The sequence below is a fragment of the Ignisphaera cupida genome, from assembly GCF_030186535.1.
GTDB lineage: Archaea > Thermoproteota > Thermoprotei_A > Sulfolobales > Ignisphaeraceae > Ignisphaera > Ignisphaera cupida.
The window spans coordinates 84,174-100,034 of sequence record NZ_JASNVW010000003.1 but is presented as its reverse complement, the minus strand read 5'-3'; the positions used below and the strand labels follow the sequence as shown (position 1 = coordinate 100,034).

Genomic DNA, 15,861 nt, shown 5'->3' with positions numbered 1-15,861 from the left:
CCTACAGCTTAATCATATTGATTTATTTAGCTAAAAAACTTTCGTGTTTTGGTTTAACACCTTCAACTCCATTGCATGTGTTAAACCTCGACAAGTTTATAGCTGTGGTATCTCCACCTACCAAAATCGTCCACGAGTCCAAGTAGCCACATTCTGCAAATCTCAGCTTTTCTAAGCAGTAGCGTTGGAGGTATGTAGTGTAGAAACAGTTGCTTTGTGTATTTATCTATCCCCAGTATAGCAACCCAGTAAACCTTTTGTATATAGCCATTGGCTGTTGAAGCACCAACAACTTTTAGAATAGCATATGAATTTGTTTCGCTACAATCATCAACAAATATTCTAAAGCCATTTAACTCATGCTCTCTAGCAACAAGAACCAAATCATTTGATGCTATAAGCGTTGGTGAGTGATAAGCTATAAACTCTGAGTATCTCCTAGCTCTTTCAAATCCAAGTAGTTTCCCAAGAAAATTCTCCAAATCGTTAACAGAGCTGTAGATGTGGATGTGGGGGTTTATGAAACCAGGGAAATACCTATAAACAATGCTTCTACACCTCTCAAAACTTTTCTCAAATCTTGTTGTCAAAGCCTTTCTACCTCTTAATGACCTTTCAACAAGAATTCTCTCTACCCTCGAAACCTCCTCGCTCAAAACACTCAGACAATTCTCAACATTGTCACATTTTTGAAGGAGATTCTCAATATGCTTAAACACCATGTTAACATCTTTGCCATAGAATCTATAGAGATTGTTTATGAGTCTAGCAACAAGTTTGAATAAATCGCAAAACTCTTCTGGAAACACATAATACTCTCTACCACCATATCTATAGCTATTAACAACAAAACCTCTAAACAACTCGACTAAAACCCTGTATGGATAACCAAGAAACCCATAAACACTAAAACCATTGAAACCACCTTTTCTAGCTGCAGAACTTGTTATTTTGTTGAATAGAAAAAATTCGTATGATCTTCTATACGCTTTCCCCAACCCAAGATGACAAAACATGCTAAACACAACTGGTTTTTTGACTAGTCAACAGCTCTTCTCAAAGCATAGTCCCTAACAAACTCAACTCTGTAAATACCAGGTTCGATTACCAGCTGTGGGTGTTGCGGATGAGTCAATGGAGTAGGTTTTTCAACAACAACATATAGCTGGCCATGCAAATTGTGAACAGATCCCATCAAAACATGTTTGTTACCAGTTTCCGACTCAACAACAAGGGCATTGCCAACTTTTGTGTTTTCAGATAGCTGAGCAAAATCCTCGATAAGCAGCAAATCACCTTGTCTATAAATCTTCAAAAGCTTCTCCATCGAGTTTCCCAAAAAGAGTTGGGTTTATAAAAAGTTTGTGTAGATGTGTGGAGATGTGTACAAGATGTAAATACTTATCAAATTCCTTTGTTTATGTTGATAGCACTTCTCTTAGAAATGTTGCCACTATGAGATTAACGAATTTTTCATGTCCCTCATTAAGCATGTACCCAATTCCATTTAGTCTAATCGAGATTACTGGTACTGTTTGTCTCTACACTTTCATTTCAATCATTTTGTGTTTATTCATGATCAAGTGTAGAGACTTAACCCTTAACCACTTACTGCTAAGCTTGGTAAGTGGGTCATGAAACTCTTTAGAGCCCAACGGCACAAGACTCACATCTCCAAATTACTCCCACTCCCTTTGGGCGTAGCCCACATCAGTGAGAGAGATCATTCTTAACCAATGTAAACAAATATAAGAAGATTTTTATTGACATGAAAAAGGATTCAGCCTAAAGTCTTTCAATCTCTTAGCATATGCCTCTTCCTGATCTCTCAAAGCATCTTTTTTAGCTGTTATTACCAGTGCTTGTGGGGGTTTTCAAGATTTGATGGTGTTGGTGTGAACAATGGGTTGAAAGTCTCTTTCAAGCTGAGTATGGGTCAAAGCCTATAACAGGCAACACAAGTGTTTGGCACTTTAGCTTTATCCTATCGTCTCTAGCCAAAATAGTTGCAATAGCTGCTAAATTGCCACTTGCACTAATACCAATTACACATACATTGTTCTTGTTTTTGCTAAGCTCCTAGGCATGGTCATAAACCCACTTGAGAGCATCGAAAGAGTCTACTACAGCAGCTGGAAACCTGTGCTTTGGCATCAATCTATAGTCAATGGAAACCATTGTGCAGCCACAGTTGCTGTTAATAAATCTGCACTTAGCATCAGACTTCTCAATATCTCCAGAAACAAAACCTTCCCAGTGATAGTAAACAACAACTCCTCTAACCCTGGTCCCAACAGGTTTGCATATTCTAAGTAGAATATCTCTTGTTTCAATTAATTTGAATTACCGAAGAATTTTTGGCTTTGAAAAACTAAAAAAGCTTATTCAAAACATGGTTTTGCAAAAAGGTGAATTTACTGTTTAACTAACTCAACAAGTAATCTCCCATCGTATTTGCTTATAAGATTCTCAACCTCGCTTCTTGTTGGCATGCTTTGAGCGCCCATGCGAGTTATTTTCAAAGCGGCTGTTGCATTAGCGAATTTAACTGCTTCAACAATGTCCATGTTTTGTAGAAGAGCTACTGCAAGACCAGCCATAAAAGCGTCTCCAGCACCTGTTGTGTCAACTACTTGAACAGGAAATGCTTTGACTATTGCTCTAAGCCATGGCGTTGTTATAGCAGCTCCTTTTGAGCCAAGTGTTGCAACAACAGCTTTTACTCCATGATCCAAAAGCTTTTCACCAGCTTTGAAAACACTTTCAATACTATTCACCTCCACACCCGTGAGTTGTTGAAGCTCAACTCTATTTGGAACAATAACATCGATGAATTTGTATATGGAGTTATCTAACTCTCTTGCTGGTGCAGGATTCAAAATAGTGATCATATTCATTTTCTTGGCAACTTCAATAGACCTGTAAACAGTTTCTAAAGGTGTTTCAAGCTGAGTCAAAACAATTTTTACCTTGTTGCTTAACTGCCTCAAAGAATTTTCCACATACTCTGGGGTAAGAGCATTGTCAGCACCAGGCGAAACAATTATCATGTTCTCCCCAGTTTCCTCATTTAAAATTATGAAAGCAACACCACTATTGCAACTAGCTTTATAAACATAATCAACTCTAACACCATTTCTAGCAAGATTTTCAACAAGCAAAGAGCCTATGTAGTCATTTCCAATAGCACCAATCATATATGTTTCAACACCTAAGCGAGCACAGCCAACAGCTTGATTAGCCCCTTTACCACCAGGAAAAATAGCAAAGTCACTACCAATAACAGTTTCATCTGGTTGCGGAAACCTCTTTGTTTTCACATAGAAATCTGCGTGAATACTACCAACAACAGCTATAGCCAATCTGCATCGCCACAAAAACAAACTGTTTATGGCTGGTATAATAAGTGTTTCTGGTGCTACAATTAATTATCTAAAAAGCTGTGAAACTTTTAATCAAATTCAACTCTCTTAACAAAAACCCTGGCAACACCCTATTCAAAATGCTATACCAAGGCTGTTACACAATGCACATTTTTTGACTAGCTTAAAAGCTTTTGTATTTCAATCAATTCAATGTTATGATGCATTAAACAATTAGAATACAATAAATGTAATTTGAGGTTATTCAATAACCACTTTACAGCCTTCCTCATCGCAAATTTCTTTGAGGTTTCTCCCCTCTAAAACAATTGATTTTATCTTATTCACAACATCTTTCCAGTTCTTGCTGTTTAGATCTATGTATATCCCCTCCTCTTCACTTTCCTCAGTACTTTCCTCAGAAACTCTCTTCCTCCTCTCATTAACACCAAAAACAAAGTTCTTTAAAGAGTCTAGATCTGGGAAATAAACCTCTCTCTCAATGTAAACGGGAACACCATTCTCAATCACAACAACAACAAGTTGTGGTGTTGCAAAAACTAGGTAGAAAATAAATGTGTCTGCAGCTTCTTGTGAACTGCATTCAAAGAAGAAGTTTGTGCATTGAACCAAAACAGCTTCTTTAAACCCATTTCCGTTTTCAGCAACAAATCTATTCCAAAGCTTGTCAAAACCTTTGCATCCAGGGCACGACCTATTCCTAAAGTAGATAATATAGATACCATCAGCACTTGGCACATAGGGTCCTTCAAAAACAATTCTTTCCCAGCTCCCACCCCTGTAAACATACACCCCATCAACATCTGGAATACTCAACATGCTTTCTTCACACAGCTAGAGTTGGTGTCCATAGAAAAATTGTTGGATAGAGAAATTTAAAATCGTTTTTAAGTACAAAACCTTGTTTCTTCAAAAATTGCTGCATCAATACTTTAACTTAATGTGTTTTGAATACTAAAAGTTTTTAAATGTTCCCTAGTCTTAGCCAACACTTGGTGTTGAATCACATGGTTAAAGGCCCTAAAATAGCTTTTATTGGTGCTGGTAGTGCGAGGTGGACAAGTAGAATACTTATAGATATATTCCTCAATAAGGATTTGCAAAACTCTGAGATATGGCTAATGGATATAGATGATTATAGACTAAGCATTATAGGCACTTTTGCTAAGAGGTATGTTGAGGAGTTGAAGCTTCCCACAAAGGTTTTTGCAACTAAGGATAGGAAAGAGGCTATAAAAAATGCTGATTTTGTTATATCAACTGTTTTGGCCAAGGGATACACATACTACGAGACCATGAGGGAAATATCTGAGAGACATGGCTATAAATATGGTATAAACTCTGTTGAGTGGAACTATGTTGGAGACTACCACACAATTTGGGGTTATCACCAATTCAAAGTGCATTTAGAAATTGCAAGAGATATAGAGGAGCTAGCTCCAAACGCATGGTTCTTCATAGTGGCTAACCCTGTACTTGAGCTAACAACACTTATTGGTAGAGAAACCAAGGTTAAGGTTGCTGGCATATGCCATGGCTTTCTAGGTTTTAGAGCAGCTTTGGAGATTCTTGCTATGAGACTCTCCAAAGAGAAGCTGGGCAAAGACATAACAGCTCTTTGTGCCATGCACCACCCAGAATGCACAAAAGCATTGCTATCCCTAATAAACTTTGACGAGCTAGAGTTTGAGATGAAAGGCTTTAACCACGTTATATGGCTTACAAAGTTCAGATATATGGGAGAAAATGCTTATAGATATGTAGATGAGTGGATAAAGGAGGATGCTGAGAAGTACTGGAGTGTTTGGAGAGAGTACACACACAATCCATGGGATGTTGACTTAGCCCCTGCTGCAATAGACATGTATAAAACATATGGCTATCTACCAATAGGAGATAGTGTAAGAGGTGGCACATGGAAATACCACTGGGATTTGCAAACCAAGAAGTATTGGTATGGGCCATACGGAGGACCAGATTCTGAAATAGGAAACGCAATAAGATTCTTGAATGTCAGAAGAATAATCAGTGAAATGGCAAGGGTGGTGTTTGACACGTCAACACCTTTGGTTCAAAGAGAGCCTCCAAGACCAAGTGGAGAACTGCTGGTACCACTAATGGATGCTCTCTACAACAACAAGTCTATAGACTCCTACGAGCTTCCAACACCAGCTGACAAACCATTAAAGGCACCACTATACGTTAACATAATGAATAATGGTGCATTGCCAGAGCTTCCAAATAACATAGCTGTTGAAGTACCTGTTAAAGTTGATGGAAAGGGTATTCATCCAAAACCAGTTGAGCCAATACCACCAAAAATTCTGCGCTTTGTACTGATGCATAGACTTATGAGAGCTGAATGGGCTTTGCAAGCATTTCTCGAGGGTGGTAGAGACGCTTTGTTCAACTGGTTGATAGTCGATGTTAGAACTAAGAGTGTTCAGCAAGTTAATGATGTTATTGATGCTATTTTGAAAATGCCTGGAAATGAGGAAATGGCAAAGCACTTCAGCTAAAAGTTAAACTTAATTTTATTTTTACATAAGTATAGAGATTAAATTGTTGGTGCTTTAATCAAATCTGGGTAGTATTCCCTCAAAACTCTTTGCATACTTGCTCTAGGTATGAACGATCTAAATGCTGATAATGCTATGCTATAGTATCTTTCAGGATCATTTCTATAGAGATTATATATTTGAATAAGCCTTGCCTTTAGCTCAGCATATTCTTTCTCATTTATTTCCCCAGCTCTTTGGCTATAAACATCTATAGGCTCTCTAATATCCTCTCCAAAAAGCCACCCATTAACATTATCAACAATGAGCTCTAGCACACCTCCATCTCTAGAGGCAAGAGTTGGCACACCATTAATTGCAGCCTTCATGAAGCTGGTGCCACATGCCTCAAGACCAGAGAATGGTGTGAAGAGCAATAGGTCTCCAGAAGATAAAACAGTTTTTGCTTTTCTAACATCATAATCATGTATGTAAACAACATTTGGAAGCTCGTTGTGAAGTTTTTTGAAAAGCTTCATATATTCAAGACCGACATGGTCATAGGGATGGGCTTTTCCGCCAAGAACAAAAAGTATTGGCAAATCCTTAAGTTCTCTAACAAGCTTTATAACCATCCAAGGCCTTTTATACTCTGTTATTCTCCTAGCCCAAACAACAATAAATTTGTTATCGATTACAACATCTTTCTTATATTCTTGTAGAAATGATTCAAATCTGCTTTTTATCCTCTCTCTGATTCTTACAAAAGTATCTAATGTTATTGATGTTGCTTCATAGGATTTCTTCAACTCTTCATGCATCCATCTATCAACATTAACACCATTTGTTATATAGCTAAGCTTGTCGTTGAAGTGAGGAAATATTTTAAGTAAAACATCGTAGTGCTTAGCTGATACAGCAAACACTTGCTCTGCTACAGCAAGACCTATCTCAGTTAAGTAAACTTCTGGCTGTATAAACCTGTATCCATACTCCAAAGAAATCAAGTCTCTTGGAAATGATGGATGACCCCAAATACCAGCTGTGTGAATAACCATTCTATATCTTCCAGGGATTCTCAGCTGCAATGGCAAAAGAGCTGTGTATGCTTCTTGCAAATCGATGTATGCTATATCCTCCAACCCAATACTTCTTCTAACATATTCTGCAGCAGCCTTTGCCAAAACAGTGTACTTATAGAATTTTTCCTCTATTGAATCCTCAATATATATTCTATCAACTATTTTACTAGCCCAGGCAGGCTCAACAACATTAAAGAAAACAGTTTTTGCAGTGCCAAACTGATGCTCAAGAGCTTCTACAACAACATCACTATTTCTGAGCTTTATAACAAACTTATCACTAGGTTTAAGTATATTGAGAAACTCCTGAGGTTGTGGCTGCGGCCTGGGCTTCGGATTACCCTCAGAATCAAAATCATAATCAACATAGCCATTTCTATAAAGCAAACAAAGAGCAATGTACTTTATCCCCATTTTCCCAGCAGCATAGAACTTGTCACCCTCCAAAACACCTAGGCCACCAGCATATGTATATCCAAAGTCCAAAGCCAGGTCAGGTGTTATGCTAATTGCATAAGCATCAGACTTTGCTTCGCCCATAACATTCACCACAACAAATTAATTTCATAGCAAAATTTTTAATAAGATACATTAAAAATTTTTTGCATGCATTCAATGCTTTGATGATTGCTGCAAACCTTCCCCAAATACTGTATGAACATCAACAAACTTTTTAATTAGTGGTGAGCGCTTAACAATGTCAACAACATCTTTCGGTTTTCTATTGAAGAGAATACTAAATATGCTCTGATGCCTATGGAGCGTAACAGCTATGCACTTTGTTAATGAGATTATTGAACTTAGGGAGAATGGATCTATTGCAAAAAGCTCTAGACAATCTTTGAAATATGGATTCTCGAATACTGCAAGCTTTGCTAGTGTTACAACATTGATTCTTAGAACAACTCTATTGCTATACTCACCCTCAAGATAAATTCTAAGCACGTGACTTCTAGGTGTAATATCACATTCAACAATATCACAATCAAGTACATCGACATATATGTTCGAGTTTTCAATTCTATAAATCTCCTCTATGTTATGATAAAAAACAAGCTTAAAAGATCCAAACCTACTACGAAATATCTCAACCCCGTTATACTTACTAATGATGTTATCTACAGCTTTCCAAAAACTTGTTTTTGCAGAATAGTTGCTAATTCCATACTGGTCAAGCATACCAGCTGTTAAACATGGTGGATCAAGACAATGAAGATTATATTTAACACAGTTCATAACCTGGTCATAAAAACCCTTAATAATGATTTTAGCAACATCAGGAATTTTCACAGAGTCTCAGCCACCATAAAACTTTCTTAGAGAATCTTTATAAATTTATCTAGAGTTTTTCACAAAGACCTTGTAAAGAGTATCATGTGAAGCTTATATGGTTTTTTATTGCAGTCTATAAGTAAGTGTTGAAGTGTTTGTATATAAATCTCTTTACTTAACATGATTTAGCACAATGATTATTGTTTCATTTGAGTTGTGAACACATGGTATTACATGGTGTGTTGCATGGGGAGGAGAGGTGGCGTCTCATCACTTCTTGCATCAATGAGGTTTTTCCTTGGCAACAAGGCCATTAGGTCTTTCTTTAAATATGCTTCGAAAAATGTTTGTTGCAAAGTAGATGGTGAAGATGCTAACAAGTCAATTCTGTACTATGCCTTGACAAAGATTAGTGGAGCAGAGGTTTCGTGTCCACTAAAAATAAGGTTTTTGATAGAGTTAATCAATTTTGTTGTGAAAGCTGGTGTGAAGCTTCTTAATGGTGATGATAAGGAGCTTTCAGAAGCTTTGAAAATTCCTGGTGTTAAGAGGGGTGTGGAATCTGTTCTAAGGAGCTTAGCTATATATGGTGTTACTGTGCCTCAAAAGCTTGTAGCACCATTCATGATTGTTTGGGATTTTACAAACATGTGCAATTTCAGATGCTTGCATTGCTATAGAAGAGCTGATTATCCATTGCCAAACGAGTTAACGCTTAGTGAAAAAATTCGTGTTGTGGAAGAGCTTGCGAATAGTGGTGTTGCATCTGTTGCTTTAAGTGGTGGAGAGCCAACTCTTCATCCAGACTATTTAACCATTGTCAAGGCTTTGGCTAAGAAGGAAATGTATGTTGCTATAGCTACCAATGGCTGGAGGTTTGCAAGTTTCGATGAGCTTAAAAAAGCTGTTGAAGCAGGTTTAAACTATGTCGAGGTTTCAGTTGATTCTGCTTATCCAAGTAAGCATGATGAGTTTAGAGGTGTTGAGGGTTCTTGGCAAAGAGCTGTAAAGGCTTTGGAGAATGCTGTTAAGCTTGGTTTGAGTCATGCAATGGCTGTTACAATAACCAGGCAAAACATTGATGAAGTTGATGATATTCTTGATTTGGCTCAAAGCATTGGTGTTAAAAGAGTTGTTTTCTTCAACTTCATACCAACTGGCAGAGGCTCTGAAAACAAATACCTTGATTTGGATCCATTCGAAAGAGAGGAGTTTATGAGGAGAATATATAGAGAGATGCACAGAAGAAAAATGGAGATATACACAACAGCTCCACAATATGGAAGAGTTGTTATACAGCTTAGCAGCGGCAAAGAGGCTGCTCCAACACATTTTGTAGCTAGAGGAGACCCTGTAACAACAGCCTTGGCTGAGTTTATTGGTGGTTGTGGTGCTGGAAGAATATATGCCTCTATACAACCAGATGGGAAGGTAACACCATGCGTCTTTCTACCAATTACAGTAGGTGATTTAAGGAAAGAGCCATTTGAAGTTATTTGGAGAAGAAGCGAGCTGCTGAATCTATTGAGAGATAGGAATAGTCTAAAAGGCTTTTGTGGAATGTGCCCATATAGAAATGTTTGTGGTGGTTGTAGAGCGAGAGCATATGCCTATTTTGGTGATCCTCTGGGGCCGGATCCTGGATGCATATACAATTTAAGTGCGTGGAGAAGAGTTTATAAAGAAACCCCGCTGCACTATGCTCTACCTGTTGGTGGTGTAGGAAAAAATGCGTAGATTTGAGAATAGGGTTTGTGTTGTTACTGGTGGTGCTAGGGGTATAGGTGCTGCTATAGCATATAGACTTGGTTTAGAGGGATGCAAAGTTGCTATACTCGATATTGATGATAGTGCTGGAAGTATCAGAATTGAGGAGCTAAGGGCTAGAGGCATAGAAGCTACTTACATACATGCTGATGTTGCTAGCGAGAACGATGTTAGCAAAGCCATGGACACTGTTTTTAGTAGGTATAATGCAATAAATGTTCTTGTAAACAATGCTGGAATAGGCTCTTCTGGAAAAAGTATAGAGGAGCAGACAATTGATGAGTGGAGAAGAGTTATAGACGTTAATTTAACAGGTGCTTGGCTTTGCACAAAGCATGCTGTTAGATATATGAAGAAAAGTGGTGGTGTAATAATAAACATTGCATCTACAAGAGCATTTCAATCAGAACCAAACACAGAACCTTACTCAGCATCGAAAGGAGGCTTAGTGGCTCTAACACATGCTCTTGCAATATCGCTTGCAAAGTATGGAATAAGAGTTTTATCTATTTCACCAGGTTGGGTAGATACATCAAATTGGCAAATACCCCCAAGAGAATCGGTTTTAACACCTTTGGATAATCTTTGGCATCCAGCTGGAAGAGTTGGAAAGCCAGAGGATATTGCAGCACTAGTTGCTTTTCTTGCATCTGATGAGGCTTCGTGGATTACAGGTGTTAATATCATAATCGATGGTGGTGTAACAGCTAAGATGGTTTACATGGATGAAAATGTTATTGAGTGGGCTCTTTCAATCCTATTTCAGGACACCACTATTGCAAAGCTCTTTAGAGATGCAATTGAGAAGGTGAAGAGGTATTCAGATAGGGAAAGAGTTAAAAGGGTTTTGGAGGAGATGTTGAACAAACTATAAATTCTCCTCCTTTTCACCAACAAGTTTTTCGTGAAGCACAGTAGTCAATGCTATTAAAGCTGAGGCAAGAGCGTAATCTGTTGAAATAACTATTCCAGGAGCAACATCAAGAACAAAATTTGCAAATCTGAAAAGACTTGTTGGAACACCCTCTCTGGCACCAACCATAATATTGATTTTTCTGCCTCTTCTCAAAGAACTTAAAATGAATTCAGAAACCTCGTTGGAAACTCTTGATATTGGTTCTCCCTCAGGCTCAAAAATTATTAGTGGTTCACCTATTTTCGATCTAACAAACTGGTACATGTCTTGAACAACAACCTTTGTCTTTGCCACCTCTCTTCCATAGCTTTTTCTCTGAACTTCGTATCTAGACTCAATACCCTCGAATAACCCCTTCAGAAAGTTGTATAGACTATAGCCATCGACAGAACCTATCGGGGCAACAACAAGTTCTCCAACTTCATATGTTTGAACTTCTCTACCTATTCTAGCACCAAATGTGTATGCCGCATCTGGTGGTCCAAGATATGGCTCATGAGCAACAACAAATCTATTGAATATTTTATGCATTGGGTATTTATATGGCCTCATCTTTTTGTAGAACTCAGCACCAGAAACAATGCTTATGTGAGCAACATCCTTTATTATCTGAATAGCTATGACCTTGTCAGGATTCTCCAAATCAACTCTAGCACCAGTCAACTCTTTTACAGCTGCTCCAACAGCAACATTAACATCTATACTAGTGAAGCTGTGTTTCCCTCTTCTAGTTGTTCTAACAGCAAAGCTCTCGTTTTGAAACACAAAATCTTTTGCAATACTCTTAACAGCATCAACAATAGAGTTTATGTTTGCTTTTGAACACTTTTCAACAACATATATCTTCTCAGCTTCTGGAACTTTTTTCCTAATCTCATCAGCAAGCATCTTCTTGTTGAAAGCGTTGTAGATAAGCACAAGACCCATGAAGTTCTCCGGAGATGGAACAACCTTGGCACTTGGATCAATCTCCATTACATATGAGGCAACAACTTTCTCCATACCAAGCTTGCAAGTAATTATGACATCAGCACATTCCAAATTGCTAATGCTCATACTGAGTCACGCAAACCAGCTATTGCCTTATTCTAAAAAACTTAAAAATGAGATGCAGAAACTATTTCTTGTTGCTAGACAAAGTGGTTGTGTATGGTTATAACGGTTAGAAGACTTGTTCAAATACTTGCACAGTTCAAAGACAAAGAGTTTTCTCTTGAGGATCTAACATCCAAAAGCAGCATATCTCTCAACACAGCCAAGAGATACTTAAGAGAAATGCTAAGACATGGACTTGTCAATGAGATTAGCTATGGCAAATACAAGGCATCTGAAAAAGCGATGGAATATATAGAGGCTTTTGAACTGGCTAAGAAAAGTGTTGATGATAAACACTCATATGTTTTCACTGATGAAAGCGGGTTTCCAATAACACTGAAAATAAACAGTATTGAGAAACTCTACATAGCATTGAAACATGGTTTCATATCTGAAAAAGATGCTCTAAGACATATAGAAAAAGGTTATTTGGTGAAGTGGGTTTCAGAAACTCTAGGTGCTAAAGTACTAGCGCAAAAAATTCAACAATGCAAAAACATAGATGATGTTGTAAAAATACTTGAAGACTATACAAGAATGGCTTAAGATGCTAGTAATAAACTAATACAAAAGCTTTAGCATCACTTATTAAAACGTGATGTCTTTGCTTTAACAAGATTTTATTTGCATAAAAGTTATAGTTTTAAATGATAAGGCTATGACTATGCTAAAGCTTTTCAAAAAGTTTTGCAACAATGCTTGTGGATAGCTTTAGCTGTCTATTTCTTGTTAAAACATCTTTCATGTTCATGCCACCTGGTCTTCCAGGACCTCTATTCCCCTGAGTTGTTCTAAAATCTGCAAAAAACATATGTGCAACTGGTTAATTTTTATGGTTTAACTGTGTAGTACAATCTCTTCTTGTTTCTTCCCTTGTTCTCAGCCTTTAGAAACACTATTTCCCCAATTTCTCTAGTGTTTCTAACATGTGGTCCTCCATCTGCTTGTATATCCACTCCAGGTATTTCAACAATTCTTAGAAACTCAACTTCTGGAGGCATTCTAGATGCTAGCTTTACTATTCCAGGTATTTTCAAAGCTTCTTCTCTTTTTAGCCAATAAATCTTTACCTCAATGCCTTGCTGAACAACTTGATTTGCTTTGTTGATAGCATCTCTGAATATCTCTTGGTTGAATTCCTGAAGACTATAGTCATCATATGCTTTCTCAGAATCTATATTCCCACCTGTTATCAAAGCTCCATAGTCTCTATACATAATAGCTGATATTATGTGAGCAGCTGTATGCATTCTCATTATTCTATATCTTCTATCCCAGTCTATAACACCTTTAACTTCATCACCAGGGGCAATATCATGGTCTGGAGTCTCCAAATGGTGAAGAACCTCACTTGTATTCTTATCTATAACAACATTGACAACACGATAGCTTCTACCACCCTTGATAATATATCCAGTGTCATGCTCAAGACCACCACTACGAGGGTTGAAAGCTGTTCTATCCAAAACAACAACATTCTTATCAACACTCTTCACAACAGCTGTAAACTCCTTCAAATAGCTATCCTTTTGATAAAGCAACTCGGTAACCATATTCAGCACCACACAATTTTTGGAAATGACACAAATATATAGCTTTATAGCAAAGATCGTAGAGATTAAAAAGAAGCATACACAATTTGCTTCAGGTAGCAAACAACTTTGTTATTCCAACTATGAAGAGCTTCTCAATTAGTAAAAACAGTTATAAAAATGTTTTTGTTGCGAAACCTAAACATGTATAATGCTTTTTGAAAAAGTCACAAACCTGTTGAATGCTATATGTGCTAAAAAACCAGCTTCAAGATTTGGCTCACCATCTTTAAACGCATCCTCTCTATAGTGATAAGCAACAACTTCACCAACAAAAAGCTCGCGATCATCACATAGATGCTTTCCAACAACTTTGCATTCCAGACTTGTCAAAGCATTTTTATCATTAGAACACCTACTTTTGTTAAAGAAGCAAATTCTATTCTTGTTTTTCTAAGCAATGTTCTTAAAACTTCAACAAAACTTTTAAAGAAAAACAAATAAACACTTTAAATAGTGTAGCAAGCAGGAACTCCCAAAAGGGAGTAGAAAGGGCTTATCAGCAACAATTAGATATGTTCTTAAGGGCTGTTTCCTAATTGATTATTCTGTGAGAAGTTTACAAGCTTTGTAAGTATTTATTTTCTTTGGAATCCATGTAGTGGTTGTAGATGTTTGAGAAGTTGCTGAGGCCTAAGGAGGTTTGTCAGAGGCTTGGCATAAGCTATTCTACTCTCTCTAGGTGGGTTAGAGAAGGCAGGGTCAAAGCCATTAGGACTGCTGGTGGGAAGTATAGGATTCCTGAGAGCGAGGTCAGGAGGATTATTGAGGGTACTTCAGCAAGGAGGGTTTCAAAAACTGGTAGAAGAGGTTGAGAAAGATGAGGGTGGCTAGAACCGTTGTTGTTGAGACGCCTCCTCTTCCGCGAAAGTTCTTCAGAGTTTTTGTTGAGCTTGAGGGTATGTACCGCAACATGGTTGAGCAATTAGTGTTGCATGCTGTGAGAGAGGGTATTGCATCTTTCACAAGGCTAAAAGCTTTGAAGTATCGTGAGTTAAGGAATCTATATCCTCAGCTCCCTTCTCACTATGCATATACTGCTTGTCAAGACGCATCCACAAGAGCTAAGAGCTTTCTCAAGCTGAGGAAGAAGGGGTTGGTTGAAAGAGAGTACCCAGAAGTCAACAGTGTCTCTATCTGGCTAGACGACCACTTGTGGAAAGCAAATGATTTAACATCTATTAAAGTAGCTACCCATAAGGGCTGGATACCTCTCGAAGTTATACCGCACAAACAATACTGGAAGTACGTGAATAAGAGCTGGAAGCTTGCCTCAGAGGCGAGGATTAAGCTAGACAGAAAGAGCAGGAAGTTGCTAGTCTACTTGACCTTCGTGAAAGAGGTTGAGGAGCATAGACCACGTGGCTTTGTGTCTGTTGATGTTAATGAGAACAATGTCACCGCACTAATCGATGGTACTGCTTACCTCTTCGAGACAGATATGAAGGACATTATTTTAGGTTACTACTACAGGAGGAAGAGGGTTCAGGAAAAATACGACAAGGTTCATGGCATAAAGTCGAGGGTTAAGAGGAAAATCTTTAGGAAGCTTAGGGAGCGGGAGAAGAAGCAGGATACCAGGTGGAAGATTGCGAATATTGTTGTGAGAGAGGCTTCCAAGAGAGGTTACGCCATAGTCATGGAGAAACTCGGGAGGAGACCCGGTGAGAAGATGGTCTTCAGGATAAGGGACAGCCAGCTGAGGCACAGGATATTTCAAGCCGCCTTTAGAGGCATGCAGGAGGCGATTGAGGAGAAAGCTCGAGAGTACGGCGTTTCAGTAGTCTACGTGAACCCGAGGAACACGTCCAGGCTCTGCCCAATCCACGGCTCAAAAATAGTCTACGGGAATGAATCAAGGATAGGCAAGTGCGAAAGAGGTGGTGAAATGTGGCACAGAGACGTGGTAGCTGTTTGGAACCTTCTTCTCATAGCCTTGCGAGGTGATGGGAGCATTGCTCCAAGCCTCGCTGGGCTCTTCGTAGATGGGAGCCCCGTGCCGTTGGGCTCGACAGCCGCCCATGACCCCACACGGGTACCCAGAGCCCTGTGGGCGAGGCGGAAGTCCCTAGATGAGACCATGAATTCATATAAAATGATTAGAATGAACATCTAGGGACAAACGGTGCAACAATCTGTACATTTTAGTCACCTCAAATTTAATCAATGAGGTGCAAAATAAAAGTATTTGTTTGGTAATATGCAATTCTTAGTTGTGTTAAGCAAAACATTGGTAACTTTATGTGCAGGTAGCTG

At 38.4% G+C, this 15,861-nt stretch carries 16 protein-coding genes and 2 pseudogenes; 6 read left to right on the top strand and 12 right to left on the bottom strand.

The window, feature by feature from the left end:
• Positions 1–80: 80 nt before the first annotated feature.
• The 6 genes and pseudogenes from QPL79_RS05800 to QPL79_RS05780 form a co-directional block, all read right to left on the bottom strand.
• On the bottom strand, positions 81–1,016 hold the full coding sequence (locus QPL79_RS05800; RefSeq protein WP_285273857.1) for a hypothetical protein: 936 nt from the start codon (positions 1,014–1,016) through the stop codon (positions 81–83).
• A 23-nt stretch (positions 1,017–1,039) separates the two neighbouring features.
• Positions 1,040–1,327 (bottom strand): DUF8820 family protein, encoded by a 288-nt coding sequence (locus tag QPL79_RS05795; protein ID WP_285273856.1) that lies wholly within the window; start codon positions 1,325–1,327, stop codon positions 1,040–1,042.
• A 433-nt stretch (positions 1,328–1,760) separates the two neighbouring features.
• Positions 1,761–1,859, bottom strand: a complete 99-nt coding sequence (locus tag QPL79_RS09275; RefSeq protein ID WP_438839354.1) for a hypothetical protein — start codon at positions 1,857–1,859, stop codon at positions 1,761–1,763.
• A 61-nt stretch (positions 1,860–1,920) separates the two neighbouring features.
• A pseudogene (locus tag QPL79_RS05790) lies at positions 1,921–2,307 on the bottom strand (alpha/beta hydrolase fold domain-containing protein).
• A gap of 107 nt (positions 2,308–2,414) precedes the next feature.
• Positions 2,415–3,362, bottom strand: a complete 948-nt coding sequence (gene rbsK / locus QPL79_RS05785) for a ribokinase (protein WP_285273855.1) — start codon at positions 3,360–3,362, stop codon at positions 2,415–2,417.
• A 261-nt stretch (positions 3,363–3,623) separates the two neighbouring features.
• On the bottom strand, positions 3,624–4,202 hold the full coding sequence (locus QPL79_RS05780) for a hypothetical protein (protein ID WP_285273854.1): 579 nt from the start codon (positions 4,200–4,202) through the stop codon (positions 3,624–3,626).
• Positions 4,203–4,390: 188 nt separating this feature from the next.
• On the opposite strand from QPL79_RS05780, the gene QPL79_RS05775 reads away from it, so the two are divergent.
• Positions 4,391–5,902, top strand: coding sequence for a family 4 glycosyl hydrolase (locus tag QPL79_RS05775; RefSeq protein ID WP_285273853.1), 1,512 nt, complete (start codon positions 4,391–4,393; stop codon positions 5,900–5,902).
• Between the two features lie 38 nt (positions 5,903–5,940).
• On the opposite strand, the gene QPL79_RS05770 is transcribed toward QPL79_RS05775, so the two are convergent.
• Both QPL79_RS05770 and QPL79_RS05765 read right to left on the bottom strand, forming a co-directional pair.
• Positions 5,941–7,503, bottom strand: coding sequence for a glycogen/starch/alpha-glucan phosphorylase (locus QPL79_RS05770; RefSeq protein WP_285273852.1), 1,563 nt, complete (start codon positions 7,501–7,503; stop codon positions 5,941–5,943).
• Positions 7,504–7,575: 72 nt separating this feature from the next.
• A complete protein-coding gene (locus QPL79_RS05765; protein WP_285273851.1) occupies positions 7,576–8,253 on the bottom strand; it encodes a hypothetical protein in 678 nt (225 codons plus the stop codon).
• A gap of 228 nt (positions 8,254–8,481) precedes the next feature.
• On the opposite strand from QPL79_RS05765, the gene QPL79_RS05760 reads away from it, so the two are divergent.
• Entirely contained in the window at positions 8,482–9,972 is a 1,491-nt protein-coding gene (locus QPL79_RS05760) for a radical SAM/SPASM domain-containing protein (protein ID WP_285273850.1), read from the top strand.
• Positions 9,965–10,876 (top strand): SDR family oxidoreductase, encoded by a 912-nt coding sequence (locus tag QPL79_RS05755; RefSeq protein WP_285273849.1) that lies wholly within the window; start codon positions 9,965–9,967, stop codon positions 10,874–10,876. The genes QPL79_RS05760 and QPL79_RS05755 overlap by 8 nt, the downstream gene beginning before the upstream one ends.
• Here QPL79_RS05755 and QPL79_RS05750 read toward each other — a convergent pair.
• Positions 10,871–11,974 carry an SPOUT family RNA methylase gene (locus tag QPL79_RS05750; RefSeq protein WP_285273848.1) on the bottom strand — a complete coding sequence of 368 codons (1,104 nt, stop codon included), beginning with the start codon at positions 11,972–11,974 and terminating at the stop codon, positions 10,871–10,873. The genes QPL79_RS05755 and QPL79_RS05750 overlap by 6 nt on opposite strands.
• A gap of 93 nt (positions 11,975–12,067) precedes the next feature.
• On the opposite strand from QPL79_RS05750, the gene QPL79_RS05745 reads away from it, so the two are divergent.
• On the top strand, positions 12,068–12,559 hold the full coding sequence (locus QPL79_RS05745) for a helix-turn-helix domain-containing protein (RefSeq protein WP_285273847.1): 492 nt from the start codon (positions 12,068–12,070) through the stop codon (positions 12,557–12,559).
• A gap of 121 nt (positions 12,560–12,680) precedes the next feature.
• On the opposite strand, the gene QPL79_RS05740 is transcribed toward QPL79_RS05745, so the two are convergent.
• The 3 genes from QPL79_RS05740 to QPL79_RS05730 all read right to left on the bottom strand — a co-directional run bounded on the left by QPL79_RS05740 (position 12,681) and on the right by QPL79_RS05730 (position 13,938).
• On the bottom strand, positions 12,681–12,824 hold the full coding sequence (locus QPL79_RS05740) for a hypothetical protein (protein ID WP_285273846.1): 144 nt from the start codon (positions 12,822–12,824) through the stop codon (positions 12,681–12,683).
• 19 nt (positions 12,825–12,843) lie between these two features.
• Entirely contained in the window at positions 12,844–13,566 is a 723-nt protein-coding gene (gene alaXM, locus QPL79_RS05735; protein ID WP_285273845.1) for an alanyl-tRNA editing protein AlaXM, read from the bottom strand.
• Positions 13,567–13,743: 177 nt separating this feature from the next.
• Positions 13,744–13,938, bottom strand: coding sequence for a flavin reductase (locus QPL79_RS05730; RefSeq protein WP_285273844.1), 195 nt, complete (start codon positions 13,936–13,938; stop codon positions 13,744–13,746).
• A gap of 278 nt (positions 13,939–14,216) precedes the next feature.
• On the opposite strand from QPL79_RS05730, the pseudogene QPL79_RS05725 reads away from it, so the two are divergent.
• Positions 14,217–14,375: pseudogene (locus QPL79_RS05725) on the top strand (MerR family transcriptional regulator); the annotation flags it as partial.
• A 56-nt stretch (positions 14,376–14,431) separates the two neighbouring features.
• Positions 14,432–15,721 (top strand): RNA-guided endonuclease InsQ/TnpB family protein, encoded by a 1,290-nt coding sequence (locus tag QPL79_RS05720; protein ID WP_350309091.1) that lies wholly within the window; start codon positions 14,432–14,434, stop codon positions 15,719–15,721.
• Positions 15,722–15,861: the final 140 nt, after the last annotated feature.